Here is a 17,942-nt window from a genome sequence, read left to right as displayed (position 1 = left end):
CGCGGTCACAGAGTGGTTGAGACCTCTTGTCGGCGTGTTCATGTTGTCCCTAGCCTCCGTGGTGTTGTGCAGAGCGAAACAGCCGTTGCATATCTTGCAACGCCCCCATGCTTGAGCGCGCTCCCGGAGGGTCATTCCATGAAGCTCCCCGTCCCCGCACTCCTCGTCGGCGCCCTGTTCCTGGCCGTCGGCTGCGCCCCGCAGACCTCCTCCAACTCCGCTTCCGACAAGGACGACAAGAGCGGCACCCTGCGGGTGTGGCTCTTCCAGGAGGTCGGCAACGACCCGAAGCAGAAGGTCGTCGACTCGGTCGTCGCCGCCTTCGAGAAGGCGCACACCGGCACCGAGGTCGACGTGGAGTACATCCCGGTCGACACGCGCGCGCAGCGCGTCAAGGCCGCCTTCAACGACCCGGCCTCGGCCCCCGACGTCATGGAGTACGGCAACACCGACACCGCCGGTTACGTCCACGACGGCGGACTCCTCGACGTCACCAAGGAGTTCGCGGCCTGGCCCGCGGCCAAGGACACCGACCCGACGGCCAGACAGTCGGTCACCGTCGCCGGCAAGGTCTACGGCGCCCCCTTCTACGTCGGCGTCCGCGCCCTCTACTACCGCACGGACGTCTTCAGGGAACTCGGCCTGAAGCCGCCCACGACCATCGCCGAGCTGGCCTCCACCGCCCGCGCCGTCCGCAAGGCCAGGCCCGACCTCTACGGCCTCGTCGTCGGCGGCGCCTACACCTACGGCGCGATGCCCTTCATCTGGGCCGACGGCGGGGAACTCGCCACCGCCAAGGGCGGCTCCTACACCTCGGCGATCGACAGCGCGGCCGCACAGAAGGGCATCAAGGCGTACACCTCCCTCTTCGGCGACGACAACTGTCCGGCCGCCAAGTGCGCGGGCTTCGGCGGCAACGACACGGTCACCGCGTTCGCCGCGGGCAAGGCGGGCATGGCGATCGGGGGCGACTTCAGCCACACGGCCGTGGAGGCGGGGAGCGTCAAGGGCAAGTACGCGGTGGTGCCGCTGCCGGGCGCCACGGCCGGCTCGGTCGCGCCGGCCTTCGCGGGCGGCAACAACATCGGGGTGCTGAAGAGCACGACGCACCGGACGCTGGCCGTCCAGCTGATGGAGGAGCTGACCGCCAAGAAGACGCAGGCGGCGATGTTCGACGCGATGGGATTTCTGCCGACGTTCAAGGACGTCCGTGACCAGGCGGCCGCCAAGGAGCCGTTCGTGAAGCCGTTCGTGCAGACCCTGGGCGCCGGGACGAAGTTCGTGCCGGCCTCTGCCGGGTGGTCGCAGATCGACTCGTCGCTGGTGCTGCCGACGATGTTCCAGGAGGTCATCAGCGGCAAGAAGAGCGTGACGGCTGCTTCGGAGGAGGCGGCGAAGAAGATGGATGACGCGTTTGGCTCCGCCGGATGACGCCGACGGTGGGGGTGCTTACCGAGCATGGGCGGGTGCGGCGCCGTCGTGGCTGGTCGCGCCCGCGCGGCGGTAGCCGCAAATTCAATACAGCCCCGCGCCCCTATGGGGGCACTGGATGGGGCCCTTGGCTGTATCTCACGCCCGCTCTTGTGATCCTCGGGGGCCTGCTCGTCTACCCCATCTATCAGCTTGGGCTGATCTCGGTCTTCCGGTACACGCAGGCTCAGGTCAGTGGTGGTGAACCCACCGCCTTCGTGGGGCTGGGCAACTACTCGGACGTCTTCTCCGACGGCCAGTTCTGGTCGGTGCTGCTGGCCACCGTCCTCTTCGCCGCCGGCTGTGTGGTGTCGACGCTCGCCGTCGGCTGTGCGCTCGCCGTGCTGCTGACGCGCGTGCGTGCGCTGCCGCGGCTGGCGTTGATGCTGGCCGCGCTGGGGGCCTGGGCGACTCCGGCCGTCACCGGGTCCACGGTCTGGCTGTTCCTCTTCGACCCGGACTTCGGGCCGGTGAACCGGCTGCTCGGCCTCGGCGACCACTCCTGGACGTACGGGCGATACTCCGCCTTCTTCCTGGTGCTGCTCGAAGTGGTCTGGTGCTCCTTCCCGTTCGTCATGGTCACCGTGTACGCCGGGATCCGCGCCGTACCGGCCGAGGTGCTGGAGGCCGCCGCGCTGGACGGGGCCTCGCAGTGGCGGATCTGGCGGTCGGTGCTGGCGCCGATGCTCCGGCCGATCCTGATGGTCGTCACCATCCAGTCGGTGATCTGGGACTTCAAGATCTTCACCCAGATCTACGTGATGACCGGCGGGGGCGGGATCGCCGGGCAGAACCTGGTGCTCAACGTGTACGCCTACCAGCAGGCCTTCGCCTCCTCGCAGTACGGTCTTGGCGCCGCCATCGGTGTCGTCACGCTGCTGGTCCTGCTCGCCGTGACCCTGGTCTACCTGCGGCTGCTGCGCCGGCAGGGGGAGGAGCTGTGACCGTGGTGAATCTTGTGCGCGGGTTCGGGCGCCGGCCGGGGCGGCTGGCCGCCGAGGGGGCGGCGCTGGCGATCGCCGTACTCGTCGCCTTTCCGCTCTACTGGATGGTGCTGGGCGCCTTCAGGCCGGCCGGGGAGATCGAGTCGGACCAGCCCCGGCCGTGGACCCTCTCGCCCTCCCTGGACTCCTTCCGGCGGGTGTTCGGGCAGCAGGAATTCGGCCGTTACTTCGTCAACAGTCTGGTCGTCGCGGGCAGTGTCGTGATCGTCTCGGCACTCGTCGCCTTTCTCGCCGCGACCGCCGTGACCCGATTCCGGTTCCGCTTCCGGACCACCCTGTTGATCATGTTCCTGGTGGCCCAGATGGTGCCCGTGGAGGCCCTCACCATCCCCCTCTTCTTCCAGATGCGGGACTTCGGTCTGCTGAACACACTGGGCTCGCTGATCCTGCCCCACATCGCCTTCTCGCTGCCCTTCGCGATCTGGATGCTGCGGGGGTTCGTGAAAGGGGTGCCTCAGGCGCTGGAGGAGGCCGCGTACATCGACGGGGCGAGCCGGTCGCGCTTTCTCTGGCAGATCCTTTTCCCGCTCGTCCTGCCGGGCCTGGTGGCCACGAGCGTGTTTTCCTTCATCTCCGCCTGGAACGACTTCCTCTTCGCCAAGTCCTTCATCATCAGCGACACTTCGCAGTCGACCCTGCCGATGGCCCTGCTGGTGTTCTTCAAGCCGGACGACCCCGACTGGGGCGGGGTGATGGCGGCGTCCACGGTGATGACGATTCCGGTGCTGGTGTTCTTCGTACTCGTACAGCGACGCCTGGTCTCAGGACTGGGCGGAGCGGTTAAGGACTGAGACATGACGGATGTGATTCCCGAGCCCCGGTACGTGGCGTCCTACGGGGGCGGTTTCTTCGAACTGGACCCGGACACCGAACTGGCGGCGGGGGAGGGCGCGGAGCGTACGGAGCGCTGGCTGCGGGCCACCCTGGGGGCGGCCACCGGCCTGCCGCTGCCGCCCGGCGGGGGTACGGACGGCAACGTCATCCGGCTGACCGTCGACTCGTCGGTCACCAGGGATCTCGGTGCGGAGGGCTACCGCCTCGCGGTCATGCCCACCGGCGTGCAGGTGGTGGGCGGCGGCCCCGCCGGGCTTTTCTGGGGCGCCCAGACACTGCGTCAGCTGCTCGGGCCGGACGCCTGTCGGCGTGCGCCGCTGCCCGGCCGTTCCTGGCGGCTGCCGTTGAGCCACCTCCAGGACTCCCCCCGATTCGCCTGGCGCGGCCTCATGCTCGACGTCGCCCGGCACTTCATGCCCAAGGAAGGCGTCCTGCGCTACCTCGATCTCATGGCGGCGCACAAACTCAACGTCTTCCACTTCCACCTGACGGACGACCAGGGCTGGCGCGTGCGGATCGAGCGCTACCCCCGGCTCACCGAGGTCGGCTCCTGGCGGACCCGCACGAAATTCGGTCACCGGGCCTCACCGCTGTGGGAGGAGAAGCCGCACGGCGGCTTCTACACCCAGGACGACATCCGGGAGATCGTCGCCTACGCGGCCGAGCGGCATATCACCGTCGTCCCCGAAATCGACGTACCGGGACACTCGCAGGCCGCCATCGCCGCGTATCCGGAACTCGGCAACACCGACGTCGTCGATACCACGGCCCTCTCCGTCTGGGACTCCTGGGGGATCTCTCCGAACGTACTCGCCCCCACTGACAACACGCTGCGCTTCTACGAGGGGGTGTTCGAGGAAGTGCTCGGGCTCTTCCCGTCGGAGTTCGTTCACATCGGCGGCGACGAATGCCGCAAGGACCAGTGGCGGGCCTCGCCGGCCGCGCAGGCGCGCATCAAGGAACTCGGGCTCGCCGACGAGGACGAGTTGCAGTCGTGGTTCATCGGACACTTCGCGAAGTGGCTTTCCGCGCGCGGGCGTCGGCTGATCGGCTGGGACGAGATCCTGGAGGGCGGGATCGCCGAGGGCGCGGCCGTCTCGTCGTGGCGCGGTTACGGCGGCGGGATCGCGGCCGCGCGGGCCGGACACGACGTCGTCATGTGCCCCGAGCAGTACGTGTACCTCGACCACCGGCAGGCCGACGGCGCCGACGAGCCGGTGCCGATCGGATTCGTCCGCACCCTGGAGGACGTGTACCGGTTCGAGCCCGTTCCGGCGGAGCTGGACGAATCCGAGGCGCGGCGGATCCTCGGCACCCAGGCCAACGTCTGGACCGAGGTGATGGAGGACCACGCGCGCGTGGACTACCAGGCCTTCCCCCGGCTCGCCGCCTTCGCCGAGGTCGCCTGGAGTGCCCTCCCGGCCCCGGGGGAGCGGGACTTCGCCGATTTCGAGCGCCGCATGACCACGCACTACCGGCGCCTCGACGCCCTGGGGGTCGCCTACCGCCCGCCGACCGGCCCCCTGCCGTGGCAGCAACGCCCCGGCGTCCCCGGCCGCCCGATCGACGGCCCGCCCCCGAACCGCTGACCTACCCCTGCCCGCCCCTTCACCTGCCGGACCCCGGCCCTTTTGCCGGTCCCGCTTCGGTCTCGTTCGCCGGCCCGGCGCCTCGGCTTCTCGCCGGGCCGGCTCTGTCCCTGTCGCCGGTCCGGCGCCGGCTTTTCACCGGGCCGGCCTCGGCCTTCCCCGGTTCCCCTCCGGCGTCTCGCCGGTCCCCCCTCCGGCCTCCGACCGTCCCCCCTCCGGCCTCCGACCGTCCCGTTCTCCGGTCCGCCTCGCCGGTCTCTCCCGGTCGTTCTCCTCGCTCCGAACGCGTAATGGAAAAAGACCCCAAGGATCACCGAAGAGTGTCAATCGGAGCGCATCGGTGATGGTGGAAGAAAACGGACCAAGTCGCCGATGAGGTGGGCGAATGCCTCCTAGCGGACCCGTGCGTTCGAGGCTTGCGAAGATGTGCCAGAGTTGCCACGTCCGCCCTGTGAGCACGTACCGTACGGCCACACAGGTGGGACCAGGTGGGGCAGCGGGAAGGGGCAGCCGGTTTTGACCACGCACGCACCGCAGGCGGCGCAGTCCGTCACGCTGCCCACGACGCTGAACGAGGCTGTGGCGGCCCTCACCGCCATGCCCGCCGCCGTCCCCGTCGCGGGCGGCACCGACCTCATGGCCGCCGTCAACTCCGGACAGCTCAGGCCCGCCGCCCTGGTCGGCCTCGGCCGGATCAGCGAGATCCGCGGCTGGCAGTACCAGGACGGCAACGCCCTGCTCGGCGCCGGCCTCACGCACGCGCGCATGGGCCGCCCCGACTTCGCGGCCCTGATCCCGGCGCTCGCCGCCGCCGCGCGGGCCGCCGGTCCGCCGCACATCCGCAACGCCGGCACCCTGGGCGGCAACATCGCCACGGCCGCGCCCACCGGCGACGCGCTGCCGGTGCTCGCCGCCCTGGAGGCGACGCTGGTCATCGCGGGACCGGGCGGCTCCCGCCGGGAGATCCCGGTGTCGCACCTGCTGGCCGGCGTGGAGATGCTCCGCGCGGGTGAGCTGATCGGCTTCGTGCGGGTGCCGCTGCTGCACGCCCCGCAGGTCTTCCTGAAGGCGACCGGCCGCACCGGACCGGGCCGCTCGGTGGCCTCCGTGGCGCTCGTCCTCGACCCCGCGCGGCGCGGCGTCAGATGCGCCGTCGGCGCCATAGCGCCGATGCCGCTCCGGCCCCTGGACGCCGAGCAGTGGGTGGCCCGGCTGATCGACTGGGACAACGACCGCGCGCTCGTCCCGGAGGCGCTGGCCGCCTTCGGCGAGTACGTCGCGGCCGCCTGCATCCCGGACCCGGCCCCCGAGCCCGACGGCTCGGTGCCGGCGCTGCCGCCCGCCGTACTGCACCTGCGGCGCACCGTCGCCGCGCTGGCCCGACGAGCACTGGGGAGGGCGCTGTCATGACCGACGACCAGCACGGAGAGGGCGCGCCCTCCGGCGGCGGCCGCTGGAACCCGCTGCCCCAGGGCGACTACGACGACGGCGCGACCGCCTTCGTGAAACTCCCCGAGGGCGGCATCGAGGCCCTGCTGTCCGCCGACAGCCCCCTGGCCGCGCCCGGACACGGCTATGTGCCGCCGCGGATAGCGGCCGCGCCCGGCACCGACGGCTGGGGCGCGCCGGCCGACGGCGCCCGGTGGCCCGATCCGAACGCGGTTCCCCAGGAGCAGCCCGCCGACGACCGGTTCACTTACAACCCGGCTTCGACCCAGCAGTGGACGTACGAAGAACCGCCGCCCGCGCCCGGTCACGAAGTGACCGGCCAGTGGTCGATCCCGGTCGCGACCGGCGACGCCCCGGACGAATCGGGCGAGTTCACCACATCCGCGCTCATGGAGCAGTGGGGCGGCACGCCGCCGGCGACCCTGCCGGGCGGCGCGTCCGCGCCATGGGCGGCGGAGACCCCGGCGTGGGAGCACCCCGTGGAGGGCCCTGGATCGCCCGCTGGGCCCCGTGCGGGCCGCGGCGACACGCGGGCCCCTGGTCTCGCCTCCGGGGCCGCCGGTGTGCCACCTGTGGCCGACGCGCCGACGCGGGGTGAAGGGGGCGAAGCGGGTGATACCAGCGAACTGCGGGCAATCCGTGAATCGCCTGACAGCGGCGGAGCCGACGCGCCCCACGACGTCGCCGGCAGGCACCCCACCCACGATCCGCAGGCCGCCGACGGCGTGTCCGCCCCACCGGGGCCACCCGCACCCGACGACGAAGGCGTCACGGGTGGTGCGGCCGGGGAAGAACACGCCGAAGGCGAAGCCGAGGCGATCGACGACCACCCCCTCGCCTCCTACGTCCTCCGCGTCAACGGCGCCGACCGCCCCGTCACCGACGCCTGGATCGGCGAGTCCCTCCTGTACGTCCTGCGTGAGCGCCTCGGTCTCGCCGGCGCCAAGGACGGCTGCTCGCAGGGCGAGTGCGGCGCCTGCAACGTCCAGGTCGACGGCCGCCTGGTCGCCTCCTGCCTGGTCCCCGCGGTCACCGCGGCCGGCAGCGAGGTCCGCACGGTCGAGGGCCTCGCCCAGGACGGACAGCCGTCCGACGTCCAACGCGCCCTGGCCCGCTGCGGAGCCGTCCAGTGCGGCTTCTGCGTCCCCGGCATGGCGATGACCGTCCACGACCTGCTGGAGGGCAACCCGGCCCCCACCGAGCTGGAGACCCGCCAGGCCCTGTGCGGCAACCTCTGCCGCTGCTCCGGCTACCGGGGCGTCCTGGACGCCGTCAACGAGGTCGTCGCCGAACGCGAGGCACACACCGCCGCCGACGCTGAGACGGACGGCGACGAGGCCCGTATTCCGCATCAGGCGGGACCGGGCGCCGGCGGCGTCAACGCGTCGGCGTTCGACTCCCCGGGCACCTTCGGGGCCGGAATCCAGGTCCCGCACGAGCAGTCGTACGACCAGTCGTACGGTGGCAACCAGTCGTTCGGCGGGAACCAGTCCTTCGGCGGCAACCAGTCCTTCGGCGGTAACCAGTCGTTCGGCGGCAACCAGACGTTCGGTGGGAACCAGACGTTCGGCGGCAACCAGTCGTTCGACGACCAGAGCCAGAGCTACGACGACCAGCCCTACGGCCCGGACGGAGGCCAGGCGTGACCAACGAGACCGTCACCACGACCACCGCCGCGGAGACCCCCGTCCCCGCACCCGAGCCGCTGCCGCACGGCCTCGGCGTGTCGCTGCCGCCCGCCGACGCCGGCGCGAAGACCGAGGGCACCTTCCCGTACGCGGCCGACCTGTGGGCCGAAGGCCTGCTGTGGGCGGCCGTGCTGCGCTCCCCGCACCCGCACGCGCGCATCGTGTCGATCGACACCAGCCACGCGCGCGAGATGCCCGGCGTACGGGCCGTCGTCACCCACGAGGACGTCCCCGGCACCCCCCGCCACGGCCGGGGCACCCCGGACCGCCCGGTCTTCGCCTCCGAGGTCGTACGGCACCACGGCGAGCCCATCGCGGCCGTCGCCGCCGACCACCCGGACACGGCCCGGATGGCCGCCGCCGCCGTCATCGTCGAGTACGAGATGCTCGACCCGGTCATCGACCCCGAGCAGTCCTTCGAGGCCGAGCCGCTGCACCCGGACGGCAACCTGATCCGGCACATCCCGCTCCAGCACGGCGACCCGGACGCGACCGGCGAGATCGTGGTCGAGGGCCAGTACCGCATCGGCCGCGCCGACCCCGCCCCCATCGGCGCCGAGGCCGGCCTCGCCGTGCCCCGCCCCGACGGCGGGGTCGAGCTGTACCTGGCCTCCACCGACCCGCACACCGACCGGAACACGGCCGCCGCCTGCTATGGCCTGTCCCTCGAACAGGTGAAGATCGTCGTCACCGGCGTGCCCGGCGCCACCGCCGACCGCGAGGACCAGGGCTTCCAGCTGCCGCTCGGCCTGCTCGCCCTCAAGACCGGCTGCCCGGTCAAACTCACCGCCACGCGCGAGGAGTCCTTCCTCGGCCACGCCCACCGCCACCCCACCCTGCTCCGCTACCGGCACCACGCCGACGCCGAGGGCAGGCTGGTCAAGGTCGAGGCGCAGATCCTGCTCGACGCGGGCGCCTACGCCGACACCTCCGCCGAGTCCCTGGCCGCCGCCGTCTCCTTCGCCTGCGGCCCGTACGTCGTCCCGAACGCCTTCATCGAGGGCTGGGCCGTCCGCACCAACAACCCGCCCTCCGGCCATGTCCGCGGCGAGGGCGCCATGCAGGTGTGCGCCGCCTACGAGGCGCAGATGGACAAGCTGGCGAAGCGGCTCGGCCTGGACCCGGCCGAGATCCGGCTGCGCAACGCGCTCGCCACCGGTGACGTGCTCCCCATCGGCCAGACGGTGACCTGCCCGGCGCCGGTCGCCGAACTCCTCCAGGCGGTACAGGACTTCCCGCTCCCCACGCTGCCCAAGGACACCCCCGAGGACGAGTGGCTGCTGCCCGGCGGCCCCGAGGGCGCCGGCGAGCCGGGCGCGGTGCGCCGGGGCGTCGGCTACGGCCTCGGCATGGTGCACATGCTCGGCGCGGAGGGCGCCGACGAGGTCTCGACGGCCACCGTCAAGGTCCACGACGGCATCGCGACCGTGCTCTGCGCCGCCGTGGAGACCGGCCAGGGCTTCACCACCCTCGCCCGCCAGATCGTCCAGGACACCCTCGGCATCGACGAGGTCCACGTGGCCCCCGTCGACACCGACCAGCCGCCCGCGGGCCCCGGCTGCCGCGGCCGCCACACCTGGGTCTCCGGCGGCGCCGTCGAACGCGCGGCCAAGATGGTCCGCACCCAGCTCCTCCAGCCCCTCGCCCACAAGTTCGGCATGTCGACCGAGCTGCTCCAGATCACCGACGGCAAGATCACGTCGTACGACGGCGTCCTGTCGACCACCGTCACCGAGGCGCTGGACGGCAAGGAGCTGTGGGCCACCGCCCAGTGCCGCCCGCATCCGACCGAGCCGCTCGACGCCGAAGGCCAGGGCGACGCCTTCGTCGGCCTCGCCTTCTGCGCGATCCGCGCGGTCGTCGACGTGGACATCGAACTCGGCTCGGTCCGGGTCGTGGAACTCGCCGTCGCCCAGGACGTCGGCCGGATCCTCAACCCGGCGCAGCTCAACGCCCGTATCGAGGCCGGTGTCACACAGGGCGTGGGCATCGCCCTGACGGAGAACCTGCGCACCCCGCGCGGGCTGATCCGCCACCCCGACCTCACCGGCTACGCCCTGCCGACCGCCCTCGACGCCCCCGACATCCGGATCGTCAAGCTCGTGGAGGAGCGGGACGTGGTCGCCCCCTTCGGCGCCAAGTCGGTCAGCGCGGTACCGGTGGTGACGTCCCCGGCGGCCATCGCGTCGGCCGTCCGCGCGGCGACCGGCCGCCCGGTCAACCGCCTCCCGATCCGTCCGCAGGCGGCGGTGGTCACGGGCCAGTGAGCCCGTCCGGGGCCGCGGGCGGTCAGCCGCCCGCGCACCGAGCCGTCGGCACCGTGGCCGGACGCCTGCGAACTCGCCGTGGAACAGGCGGTGGAGGCGATTCTCACCGGGACGGAACGGACGAGGGTCTCCTGGCGTCTCTTCTGCGGGGCGTTGTCAGTGCCGCGGCGTAGTGTTCTGGGCAGTGGGGACGACCGTTCCGGAGGGGAAGCCCGGACGGCCCGCCATGCCCCGCTGACTTCGACGCACGACGCACCACTCGACTCGACCTTCTTGCTACTTGCACGTCTTGAACACATTGATCGCGGGGGCAGCGATGAGCACGATCAGCACGACCGGCAGCGGTGCGACGGCGATCACGCTGACCGAGGCCGAACTGGACCGGTACATCACGCACGAACCGACCCGCAGCCGGCTCGCCGGCCCCGGACTGCCCCACAGCGGCGGCCTGCTGACGTTCGAGCCGCTGCGCACGGCCGGCCTGCGCACGCTGGCGGACGTCACGGACGGCCCGTCCCGGCTCGCGGAGGAGCTCCGGGACCGGCTGGTGATAGGGGAGCTGCTGGCCCCGGCCGGCCTGGACCCGGAGTCGATCCTCCTCGACGGCGGCACCGGCGAGATCACCACGGCCTACCTGATCGACCCCACCGACCCGCGCCCGCTGGCGCCCTCGCTGGAGACGCTGCTCCGCTTCGCCGCGGTCACCGAGGAACTGACGGGCCTGCGCGGCCGTTTCGCCTCCCTCGCCGGTACGTACGGCACGAAGGCGGCGACCGAGGCCTCCCGCAAGCTCCTGGAGCTCTTCGAGGAGGGCACGGCCGGCCGCGTCCCGCCGTACTGGAAGGCGACGGCCCTGATCCGCCCCCTCAGCCTGATCGCGGGCCCCGGCACGGCCTCCGGGCTGACCGTCGACCTGCCGGCCCGGCTCCTGGACCAGGAGTTCGGACAGGGCCGGGTGGCCCGCTTCGAGGAGGTCGACTTCCCGCCCACGCTCACCCACGAGCCGACCCGCCGCTTCCTGCGCGAGACCGGCATCCCCGAGGACGCGGTCCTCTTCCACCTCGACCCGGACGCCCCGCTCCCCACCCTCTGGGAGTACTTCACCGACATCCACCCGGGCGGCTTCCCCCTGGACGACCTCCCGCCCCACGCCGACCGGCTCATACGCCTCGGCTACCTGGTCGAGGACAACAGCCTCGTCGTGGACGGCACCACGGGCGCGATCCTCAACTTCTCCGAGCCCGAGGCGACGCTCTACCCCCTCAACACGGACATCTCCACGCTCGCCTACACCCTCTGGCTCCTGCACCACGAGCGCACCATCGACGAGCACCTCAACCACGAACTCACCACCGAGGCCTACGACCAGCTCGCCGCGACCATGCTCCACACCCTCGCGGCCATCGACCCCACCCCCGTCACCACGGACGCCGACTGGCACTACTGGACGGAGCTGTTCCAGGACGAGGCAGGCGGGGTGCTGTAGCAGCGGGCGGGGGCGCGGGGCGGGCGGGGCGGGTCAGGTCACCAGGCCCTGGCGGTAGGCGTAGACGACGGCCTGGACGCGGTCGCGCAGACCCAGCTTGGCGAGGATGCGGGACACGAAGGTCTTGACGGTCTCCGGGCTGAGCACGAGGGCCGCGGCGATCTCGCCGTTGGAGAGGCCGTCCGCGATCAGCCGCAGCACCTCCAGCTCGCGCGGGGTCAGCGGGACGCCGTGCGGGGTGCCGCCGTCGGCGGGGCGGATGCGGGCGGCGTAGCGGCCCACCAGCTGCCGGGTCACCTCGGGGTCCAGCAGGGCCGCCCCCGTGGCCACGGTCCGGATGCCGTGCAGCAGCCGGTCCGGCGGCGCGTCCTTGAGCAGGAAGCCGCTGGCGCCCGCGCGCAGGGCCTCGTAGACGTACTCGTCCAGGTTGAACGTCGTCACCACGAGCACCTTCACCGGATGCGGCACCCCGGCACCGGCGAGCAGCCGGGTGGCCTCGATGCCGTCGAGGACCGGCATCCGGACGTCCATCACCACGACGTCCGGACGCAGCCGGCCGGCGAGGTCGACCGCGGCCTGCCCGTCCCCGCACTCGCCCGCCACCTCCAGGTCGGGCTGGGCGTCGATGATCGTCGCCAGGCCGGTGCGGATCAGCACCTGGTCGTCGCAGACCAGGACCCGGATCGGTGCCGCCTCGCCCGCGGCGGTCACGCCGGGTTCCCCACAGGTATCCGGGCCCGGACGACGAACCCGCCGTCCGCCTGCCGGCCCGCACTGAAATCGCCGCCGAGCAGGGCCACCCGCTCCCGCAGACCGACGAGCCCGCGCCCGCTCCCGCCGGGCAATCCGCCCGCGCGCCCGACCCGCCCGGCCTCTCCTCCCGACCCGCCGGCCTCTCCCGAACCGGCGGGCCCTCCGGACGCACCGGACCCGTCCGTGCCGACCTCCACGGTGATCTCCTTCTCGTCATGGCGGACCCGTACCGAAGTGCGGCTGCCATGGGCGTACTTGAGGGCGTTGGTGAGGGCTTCCTGCACCACCCGGTAGGCCACCAGGTCGGCGCTGCCGGCCGACTCCGTCGGCGTGCCCTCCTCGGTGAACTCCACCGGCTGCCCGGCCCGCCGCGTCTGCTCCACGAGCGTGAGCAGCCGCCCGGCCGGGGGCGTCCTGACCCCCGTGCCACCGGTGCCGGTGCCGGTGCCGTGGTCGGGGTTGAGCAGGTCGAGCAGATGGCGCAGGTCGGAGATGGCCCGCCGCCCGGTGTCGGTGACCGCGGTCAGCGTCTGGTCGAGGCGGTCCGGCGCGGCGGTCAGATACCGCGCCGCCTCCGCCTGCACGACCATCGCCGTCACATGGTGGGTCACCACGTCGTGCAGCTCGCGGGCGATTCGGGTGCGCTCGGTGGTGCGGGTGTCCTCGGCGACCCGCCGTCGGCGTTCGGCCTCCGCGGCCCGGGTGGAGCGCAGCCACGCCCCGACGCCCCACGCGAGGACCAGCGCCAGGTAGAACGTCACGAACCCGCTCGCCGTCTCGCCACCCGACCCCAGCCGGTGCAGCGCGACCGCCAACGGCACGTAGGCCGCGGAGAACACCAGCGCGGTGACCCGCCGGTGCCGTTCCAGATGGGCGCCGGTGCTGATCAGGGCGAGCGGCAGCGCGGTGCCCGCGGCCGAGTGGTAGCCGCGCAGCTGGTCGACGGCGAAGCCGAGGGACACCAGCGCGAGCGAGACGGCCGGCCACCGCCGGCGCCCGGCGAGCGGCAGGCACTCCAGGCCGAGCACCGCGATGGTCAGCGCGTCGAAGGGACGGGTCGGCAGGTCCCCGACCTGGGTCCCCTTGCCGTGCAGGGCCGGCAGGAACGACCCGGCCAGGAGCAGCAGCCCGAGCGGCAGATCCCGGACCGTGACGTCGAGCCGGTGCCACCACCCGGGCGCCTGCCGAGGACTGATCACCGGGGCAGTGTAGCGACGCGGCCGGCCGGGACGTCCCGCCGCCGACGCGGCATCACATGCCCCCGCCGCTTGGCGAGCCACAGGAACGCGACCGTCACCAGCACCCCGAGCAGCACCGAGTACACGCTCGCCTCCGGCCCGAACTGCCCGCCGGTGACCAGCCGCGACCCCGAGGTGGTGGCGTCCAGCAGCCCCTGCTGCGCTCCGCCGCTGCCGGAGACCTCGGTGCCGAAGACGCCGGACTCGGCGAAGTTCCAGCCGAAGTGCAGGCCGATCGGCAGCCAGAGGGTGCGAGTGGCGGCGTACGCGGCGCCGAGCATGCCGCCGGCCTCGATCGCGATGGCGAGGGCGCCCCACACCGTCGCGTCCTTGTTGAGCAGATGCATCATTCCGAACAGCGCCCCGGTCGACACCAGCGCGATCCAGGTCCCGGTGCGCTCCTCGACGATCCGGAACAGCACGCCCCGGAAGAGCAGTTCCTCCGTCACCGCGGCGGCGGCCATGTACCCGACGACCCCCAGCGCACCCGTCACGGACCCCGCTCCACGGACCGAGTAGTCCCCGAGGAAGGCGATGTTCCCGATGACACACGCGAACGTCACCACCCCTATGGCGACCCCCCGCCCGAACGCCGCCCGGGCCCCCTCCCGCCCCACCTCGCTGCTCGGCCGGTGTTCGGTCCGCCGTACCACCCACCCGTAGACGAGCACCGCGACCACGGCCGTCAGCAGACCGAGCACCAGGGTGAGGAACCAGTTGTCCTGCACCGCGGCGACCCCCTGCCCCCCGACGAAGGCGACCGCCGCGACCGCCAGGAGCTGCCAGACCAGCCTCATGATGACTCCCTCACAGGATCCGCAGCCCAACCGCTGCGACTGGCCCGAACGCTACGGATCGGCCGCCCCGCAATCGTCACCACTCAGTGGACACCTGCCCGTAGCTCGCACGGGGGACACGTGGGGGACAGACGGGCGGACCCTCTGAATCGGCCGTCACCGCTCAGGGCCGGCGACGCTTCCTTGCTCACTCACCGTCACCGCAGGGGATGCGCGGCCGCACGCCTCCACCTAACGTCGCAGGTGAGGACCAGCGAGGGAGCGGACATGAGCCGAACCAAGCGCAGCAGGACCCGCGGCACGACCGGTAAGCCGACGCCGAGGATCTCGTCCCGCATGGTGACGTCACCGACGGCACCCACTCCGACGGCACCCACTCCGACGGCACCCACTCCGACGGCACCCGAACGCGGGTCGCCGCAGCCGGCGCCACCCCGCGAACACGTCGTCCCGCACGGCCCGCCGCCCCGGCCCACCCGCATGCGCATATCCGGGACCAACCCGTGGTCGGTCACGGTGATGAGCTTCTTCTTCCTGACGGGCCTGGGCGTGTGCGTCCTGGGCGCCGCGCTCGCCACGTCGGTGCTGCTGGACATCGTGACCCCGGGCGAGTGGCCGACGCCGTGGGAGACACTGGTCGTCGCCACCGGGGTCGTCGCGCTGGAGATCCTCCTGGGCACCGTTCTGGCCTGCCTGTGCGGCTTCATGTACAACTACACCGCCCGGTTCAGCGGCGGTGTCGAGGTGGCCCTGACCGGCGACCTCACCGATCCACCACCGGCCGCCCAGGTCCTCCGACTCCTGACGCGGCTGCACGTGCACACCCGACGGCACCTGGACGGCTGGCTGCCGGCCAACCCCATTGCCGCCGGACGCTTTTCCCGCCGACGCGGCAGCGACCCATCCCCACCCGACGCCGAAGCCGACCCCCGCCCCCGGCAGCCGTAGCCACCCGGACAACGACGAGGGCGGCATCCCTTCCGGGATACCGCCCTTTCGTTTTGCCTGGTCAGGTCAGGCAGGTAGAGGCCGTGGCGGGAATCGAACCGCGAGTGTTCGCACCCGTTCGGCCGCGTACGTCGATGAACGAGACGGAAACTGAGACGGAGCCCCTGCACAGCGAGATCCAAATCGCTTTGAAGGCGTGTGGCCGAGGTCGGCTATCGAGCAGTTCGCGCGCAACTGCGGAGAAGTCGCCAGCTGCCTTCTTGGCGGGCTTCCTGAGGGGTTGTCTCGGAATGGACACGCGATGAGGAGGTTCACTTCTCCGACGTCTGGCCATTTAAACTTTGGCCGTCACACAGCGTGAGAGATGACGTGAGAAGGATAAACGAAATGCTGCGTACGCGTATGCGTAGGCTCCCGCGCCCCTTTGTGCTCCGTGCGATGCTTATCACCACCCTCGTCGTGCAGTCGATTGCGCTCATCGTCCAGGACGCGCAGATCGACAGTCTGCGGGTACAGCACGTCGACCTCCAGGCACAAGGCGTCGCACCCGGTCCCTCCGGCCCGCCAGGCCCGTCGGGTCCGCCGGGCGTTACCGGCCCGGCAGGAAGGAACGGGCAGGATGGGAGGAATGGTGTGAATGGGAGGCCCGGACAGAATGGGAGGCTCGGCAAGAACGGCAAGAACGGCAAGAACGGCAAGGATGGCAAGGACGTTTTTGCCACTCCGAGGCCTACCGTCACCGTCACCCTGAGCCGCAACTGAGCCCCACGTTCGCCATGGGTACGTCAAGGATGGGGTTCTCTCGGACATTTCCTCCGTCGCCTGGATGTTCAACCAGCGTGCAACCGGGCGGAGGGACGTGTGGTTACGGCCGGCAGTGCATGGCGAACCGCGGAACCGGCACCGGTACCCCGCAGACGAGCGCGCATGCCGCGCGTTGGGAACGCGTCCGCGGGCCCCTTGGTCCCTGTCGTTCCACCGTCCCCCGTTCCCCGCGGGATCCGGTGCGCTGGTGGCGCGTTGGGGCCGCACTCACCCTCGCTCGGGCTTCGCCTTGATGACGTCGCTTTGAAGGCGTGTGGCCGAGGTCGGCTATCGAGCAGTTCGCGCGCAACTGCGGAGAAGTCGCCAGCTGCCTTCTTGGCGGGCTTCCTGAGGGGTTGTCTCGGAATGGACACGCGATGAGGAGGTTCACTTCTCCGACGTCTGGCCATTTAAACTTTGGCCGTCACACAGCGTGAGAGATGACGTGAGAAGGATAAACGAAATGCTGCGTACGCGTATGCGTAGGCTCCCGCGCCCCCTTGTGCTCCGTGCGATGCTTATCACCACCCTCGTCGTGCAGTCGATTGCGCTCCTCGCCCAGGCCGCGGAGATCGACAGTCTGCGGGTACAGCACGTCGACCTCCAGGCACATGGCGGCGCAGTCGGTCCCTCCGGCCCACCAGGCCCGTCGGGTCCCGCCGGCCCAGCCGGCCCTCAAGGAAGGAACGGGCAGGACGGAAGGAACGGGCAGGAGGGGAGGAACGGGCGGGAGGGCCAACAGGGCAGGGACGGCCAGGACGGCGAGGACGGCCAGGACGGCAAGGACGCTGTTGCCACTCCAAGGCCTGCCGTCACTGTCACCAAGATCCAAAACTGAGCCCCGTGCCCCGTGCCGCGAACGCGTCCGCGAGTCTCTTGGTCCCTGCCGCTCCACCGTTTCCCCGCGGGATCTGGTGTGCCGGTGGTGCGAGTCGCCCTTCCTCCGTCAACTTCCGCAGGGCGGCCCTCTGGTCGAGCAGCCTCCAGTGCCGCCTCGCGGGGCACTCACCCTCGCTCGCGCTCCGCCGCGAGGACGGGCTTCAGTGCCTCCGTGCGGTGATCGACGAGCTCGCGGCGTTCACGGCCGCTCCGGGGCGGTCGCGCGACGAGGGGGAAGCCTTGTCAACTCCCTGCTATTTACATCCTTCCATCACTCAGCGTGAGGGACAATGTGAGAAACGTAAAAGAGAAACTGCTCAAGCGGCGCCCCCTCGCGCTTGGTGCCGCCCTGATCGTCGCGCTTGTCGCGCAGTGGGGCGCGCTCGTCGCCCATCAAATGCAGATCGACGATATGTGGGCAGGGGACGTCGAACTCCAGACGCACGGCCTTGAGGTGGGCCCTTCCGGTCCGCCAGGCCGCACCGGTCCCCCCGGTCCGCCCGGCCCCACCGGCCCGCAGGGCAGAAGAGGGGCGGACGGGCGGCCCGGGAGGGACGGGGACGATGGGGAAGACGGCGACGATGGGAGGAGGGGACACCACGGAAGAAACGGGAGAAGCGGCGTAGTGGTACTGCTGCACAACTAGTAGTGCTTGGTCAGGTTGATATGGGCTCTGGCATGTCGCGGTGACAGGTGGGGCAGGCGCCGGTCCAGACCGCGAGGAGTAACTGCAGTT

The 17,942-nt window shown here is 71.4% G+C and carries 14 protein-coding genes; 10 read left to right on the top strand and 4 right to left on the bottom strand.

All coding sequences use genetic code 11. From position 1 onward, the window contains the following. Nucleotides 1-138 precede the first annotated feature (138 nt). From ACFWPS_RS19310 to ACFWPS_RS19275, 8 genes are all read left to right on the top strand, one after another. Entirely contained in the window at nucleotides 139-1,431 is a 1,293-nt protein-coding gene (locus ACFWPS_RS19310; RefSeq protein WP_383706594.1) for an extracellular solute-binding protein, read from the top strand. Next, on the top strand, nucleotides 1,428-2,414 hold the full coding sequence (locus ACFWPS_RS19305) for a carbohydrate ABC transporter permease (RefSeq protein WP_383706591.1): 987 nt from the start codon (nucleotides 1,428-1,430) through the stop codon (nucleotides 2,412-2,414). The genes ACFWPS_RS19310 and ACFWPS_RS19305 overlap by 4 nt, the downstream gene beginning before the upstream one ends. Before the next feature lie 5 nt (nucleotides 2,415-2,419). Continuing rightward, a complete protein-coding gene (locus tag ACFWPS_RS19300) occupies nucleotides 2,420-3,265 on the top strand; it encodes a carbohydrate ABC transporter permease (protein WP_383706765.1) in 846 nt (281 codons plus the stop codon). Nucleotides 3,266-3,268: 3 nt separating this feature from the next. Next, complete coding sequence (locus tag ACFWPS_RS19295) at nucleotides 3,269-4,897, top strand: beta-N-acetylhexosaminidase (RefSeq protein WP_383706589.1); 1,629 nt, start codon at nucleotides 3,269-3,271, stop codon at nucleotides 4,895-4,897. A gap of 516 nt (nucleotides 4,898-5,413) precedes the next feature. Next, nucleotides 5,414-6,307: an FAD binding domain-containing protein gene (locus tag ACFWPS_RS19290; RefSeq protein WP_383706587.1), complete on the top strand. Its 894-nt coding sequence runs from the start codon at nucleotides 5,414-5,416 to the stop codon at nucleotides 6,305-6,307. Then, a complete protein-coding gene (locus ACFWPS_RS19285) occupies nucleotides 6,304-7,992 on the top strand; it encodes a 2Fe-2S iron-sulfur cluster-binding protein (RefSeq protein ID WP_383706585.1) in 1,689 nt (562 codons plus the stop codon). The genes ACFWPS_RS19290 and ACFWPS_RS19285 overlap by 4 nt, the downstream gene beginning before the upstream one ends. Further along, on the top strand, nucleotides 7,989-10,301 hold the full coding sequence (locus tag ACFWPS_RS19280; RefSeq protein WP_383706583.1) for a xanthine dehydrogenase family protein molybdopterin-binding subunit: 2,313 nt from the start codon (nucleotides 7,989-7,991) through the stop codon (nucleotides 10,299-10,301). Before ACFWPS_RS19285 ends, ACFWPS_RS19280 begins: the two co-directional genes overlap by 4 nt. Before the next feature lie 316 nt (nucleotides 10,302-10,617). Beyond that, nucleotides 10,618-11,787 carry an SUKH-4 family immunity protein gene (locus ACFWPS_RS19275; RefSeq protein ID WP_383706581.1) on the top strand — a complete coding sequence of 390 codons (1,170 nt, stop codon included), beginning with the start codon at nucleotides 10,618-10,620 and terminating at the stop codon, nucleotides 11,785-11,787. Nucleotides 11,788-11,820: 33 nt separating this feature from the next. On the opposite strand, the gene ACFWPS_RS19270 is transcribed toward ACFWPS_RS19275, so the two are convergent. From ACFWPS_RS19270 to ACFWPS_RS19260, 3 genes are read right to left on the bottom strand one after another with little or no spacing between them, the layout of a single operon-like run. After that, on the bottom strand, nucleotides 11,821-12,498 hold the full coding sequence (locus ACFWPS_RS19270; protein WP_089106638.1) for a response regulator transcription factor: 678 nt from the start codon (nucleotides 12,496-12,498) through the stop codon (nucleotides 11,821-11,823). Beyond that, entirely contained in the window at nucleotides 12,495-13,739 is a 1,245-nt protein-coding gene (locus tag ACFWPS_RS19265) for a sensor histidine kinase (RefSeq protein WP_383706579.1), read from the bottom strand. The genes ACFWPS_RS19270 and ACFWPS_RS19265 overlap by 4 nt, the downstream gene beginning before the upstream one ends. Beyond that, nucleotides 13,736-14,575 carry a CPBP family intramembrane glutamic endopeptidase gene (locus tag ACFWPS_RS19260; RefSeq protein ID WP_383706577.1) on the bottom strand — a complete coding sequence of 280 codons (840 nt, stop codon included), beginning with the start codon at nucleotides 14,573-14,575 and terminating at the stop codon, nucleotides 13,736-13,738. Before ACFWPS_RS19260 ends, ACFWPS_RS19265 begins: the two co-directional genes overlap by 4 nt. 267 nt (nucleotides 14,576-14,842) lie before the next feature. Between ACFWPS_RS19260 and ACFWPS_RS19255 the strand changes: the two genes are divergently transcribed. Both ACFWPS_RS19255 and ACFWPS_RS19250 read left to right on the top strand, forming a co-directional pair. Next, nucleotides 14,843-15,523 (top strand): DUF3566 domain-containing protein, encoded by a 681-nt coding sequence (locus ACFWPS_RS19255; protein ID WP_383706575.1) that lies wholly within the window; start codon nucleotides 14,843-14,845, stop codon nucleotides 15,521-15,523. Between the two features lie 438 nt (nucleotides 15,524-15,961). Next, on the top strand, nucleotides 15,962-16,285 hold the full coding sequence (locus tag ACFWPS_RS19250; RefSeq protein WP_383706573.1) for a hypothetical protein: 324 nt from the start codon (nucleotides 15,962-15,964) through the stop codon (nucleotides 16,283-16,285). A gap of 1,192 nt (nucleotides 16,286-17,477) precedes the next feature. On the opposite strand, the gene ACFWPS_RS19245 is transcribed toward ACFWPS_RS19250, so the two are convergent. Then, nucleotides 17,478-17,651 (bottom strand): hypothetical protein, encoded by a 174-nt coding sequence (locus ACFWPS_RS19245; RefSeq protein ID WP_383706572.1) that lies wholly within the window; start codon nucleotides 17,649-17,651, stop codon nucleotides 17,478-17,480. Nucleotides 17,652-17,942: the final 291 nt, after the last annotated feature.

It is taken from the genome of Streptomyces sp. NPDC058457 (assembly GCF_042720695.1).
Lineage (GTDB): Bacteria > Actinomycetota > Actinomycetes > Streptomycetales > Streptomycetaceae > Streptomyces.
The sequence above is the reverse complement of the archived record's forward strand: the minus strand, read 5'-3'. Positions and strand labels throughout refer to the sequence as shown.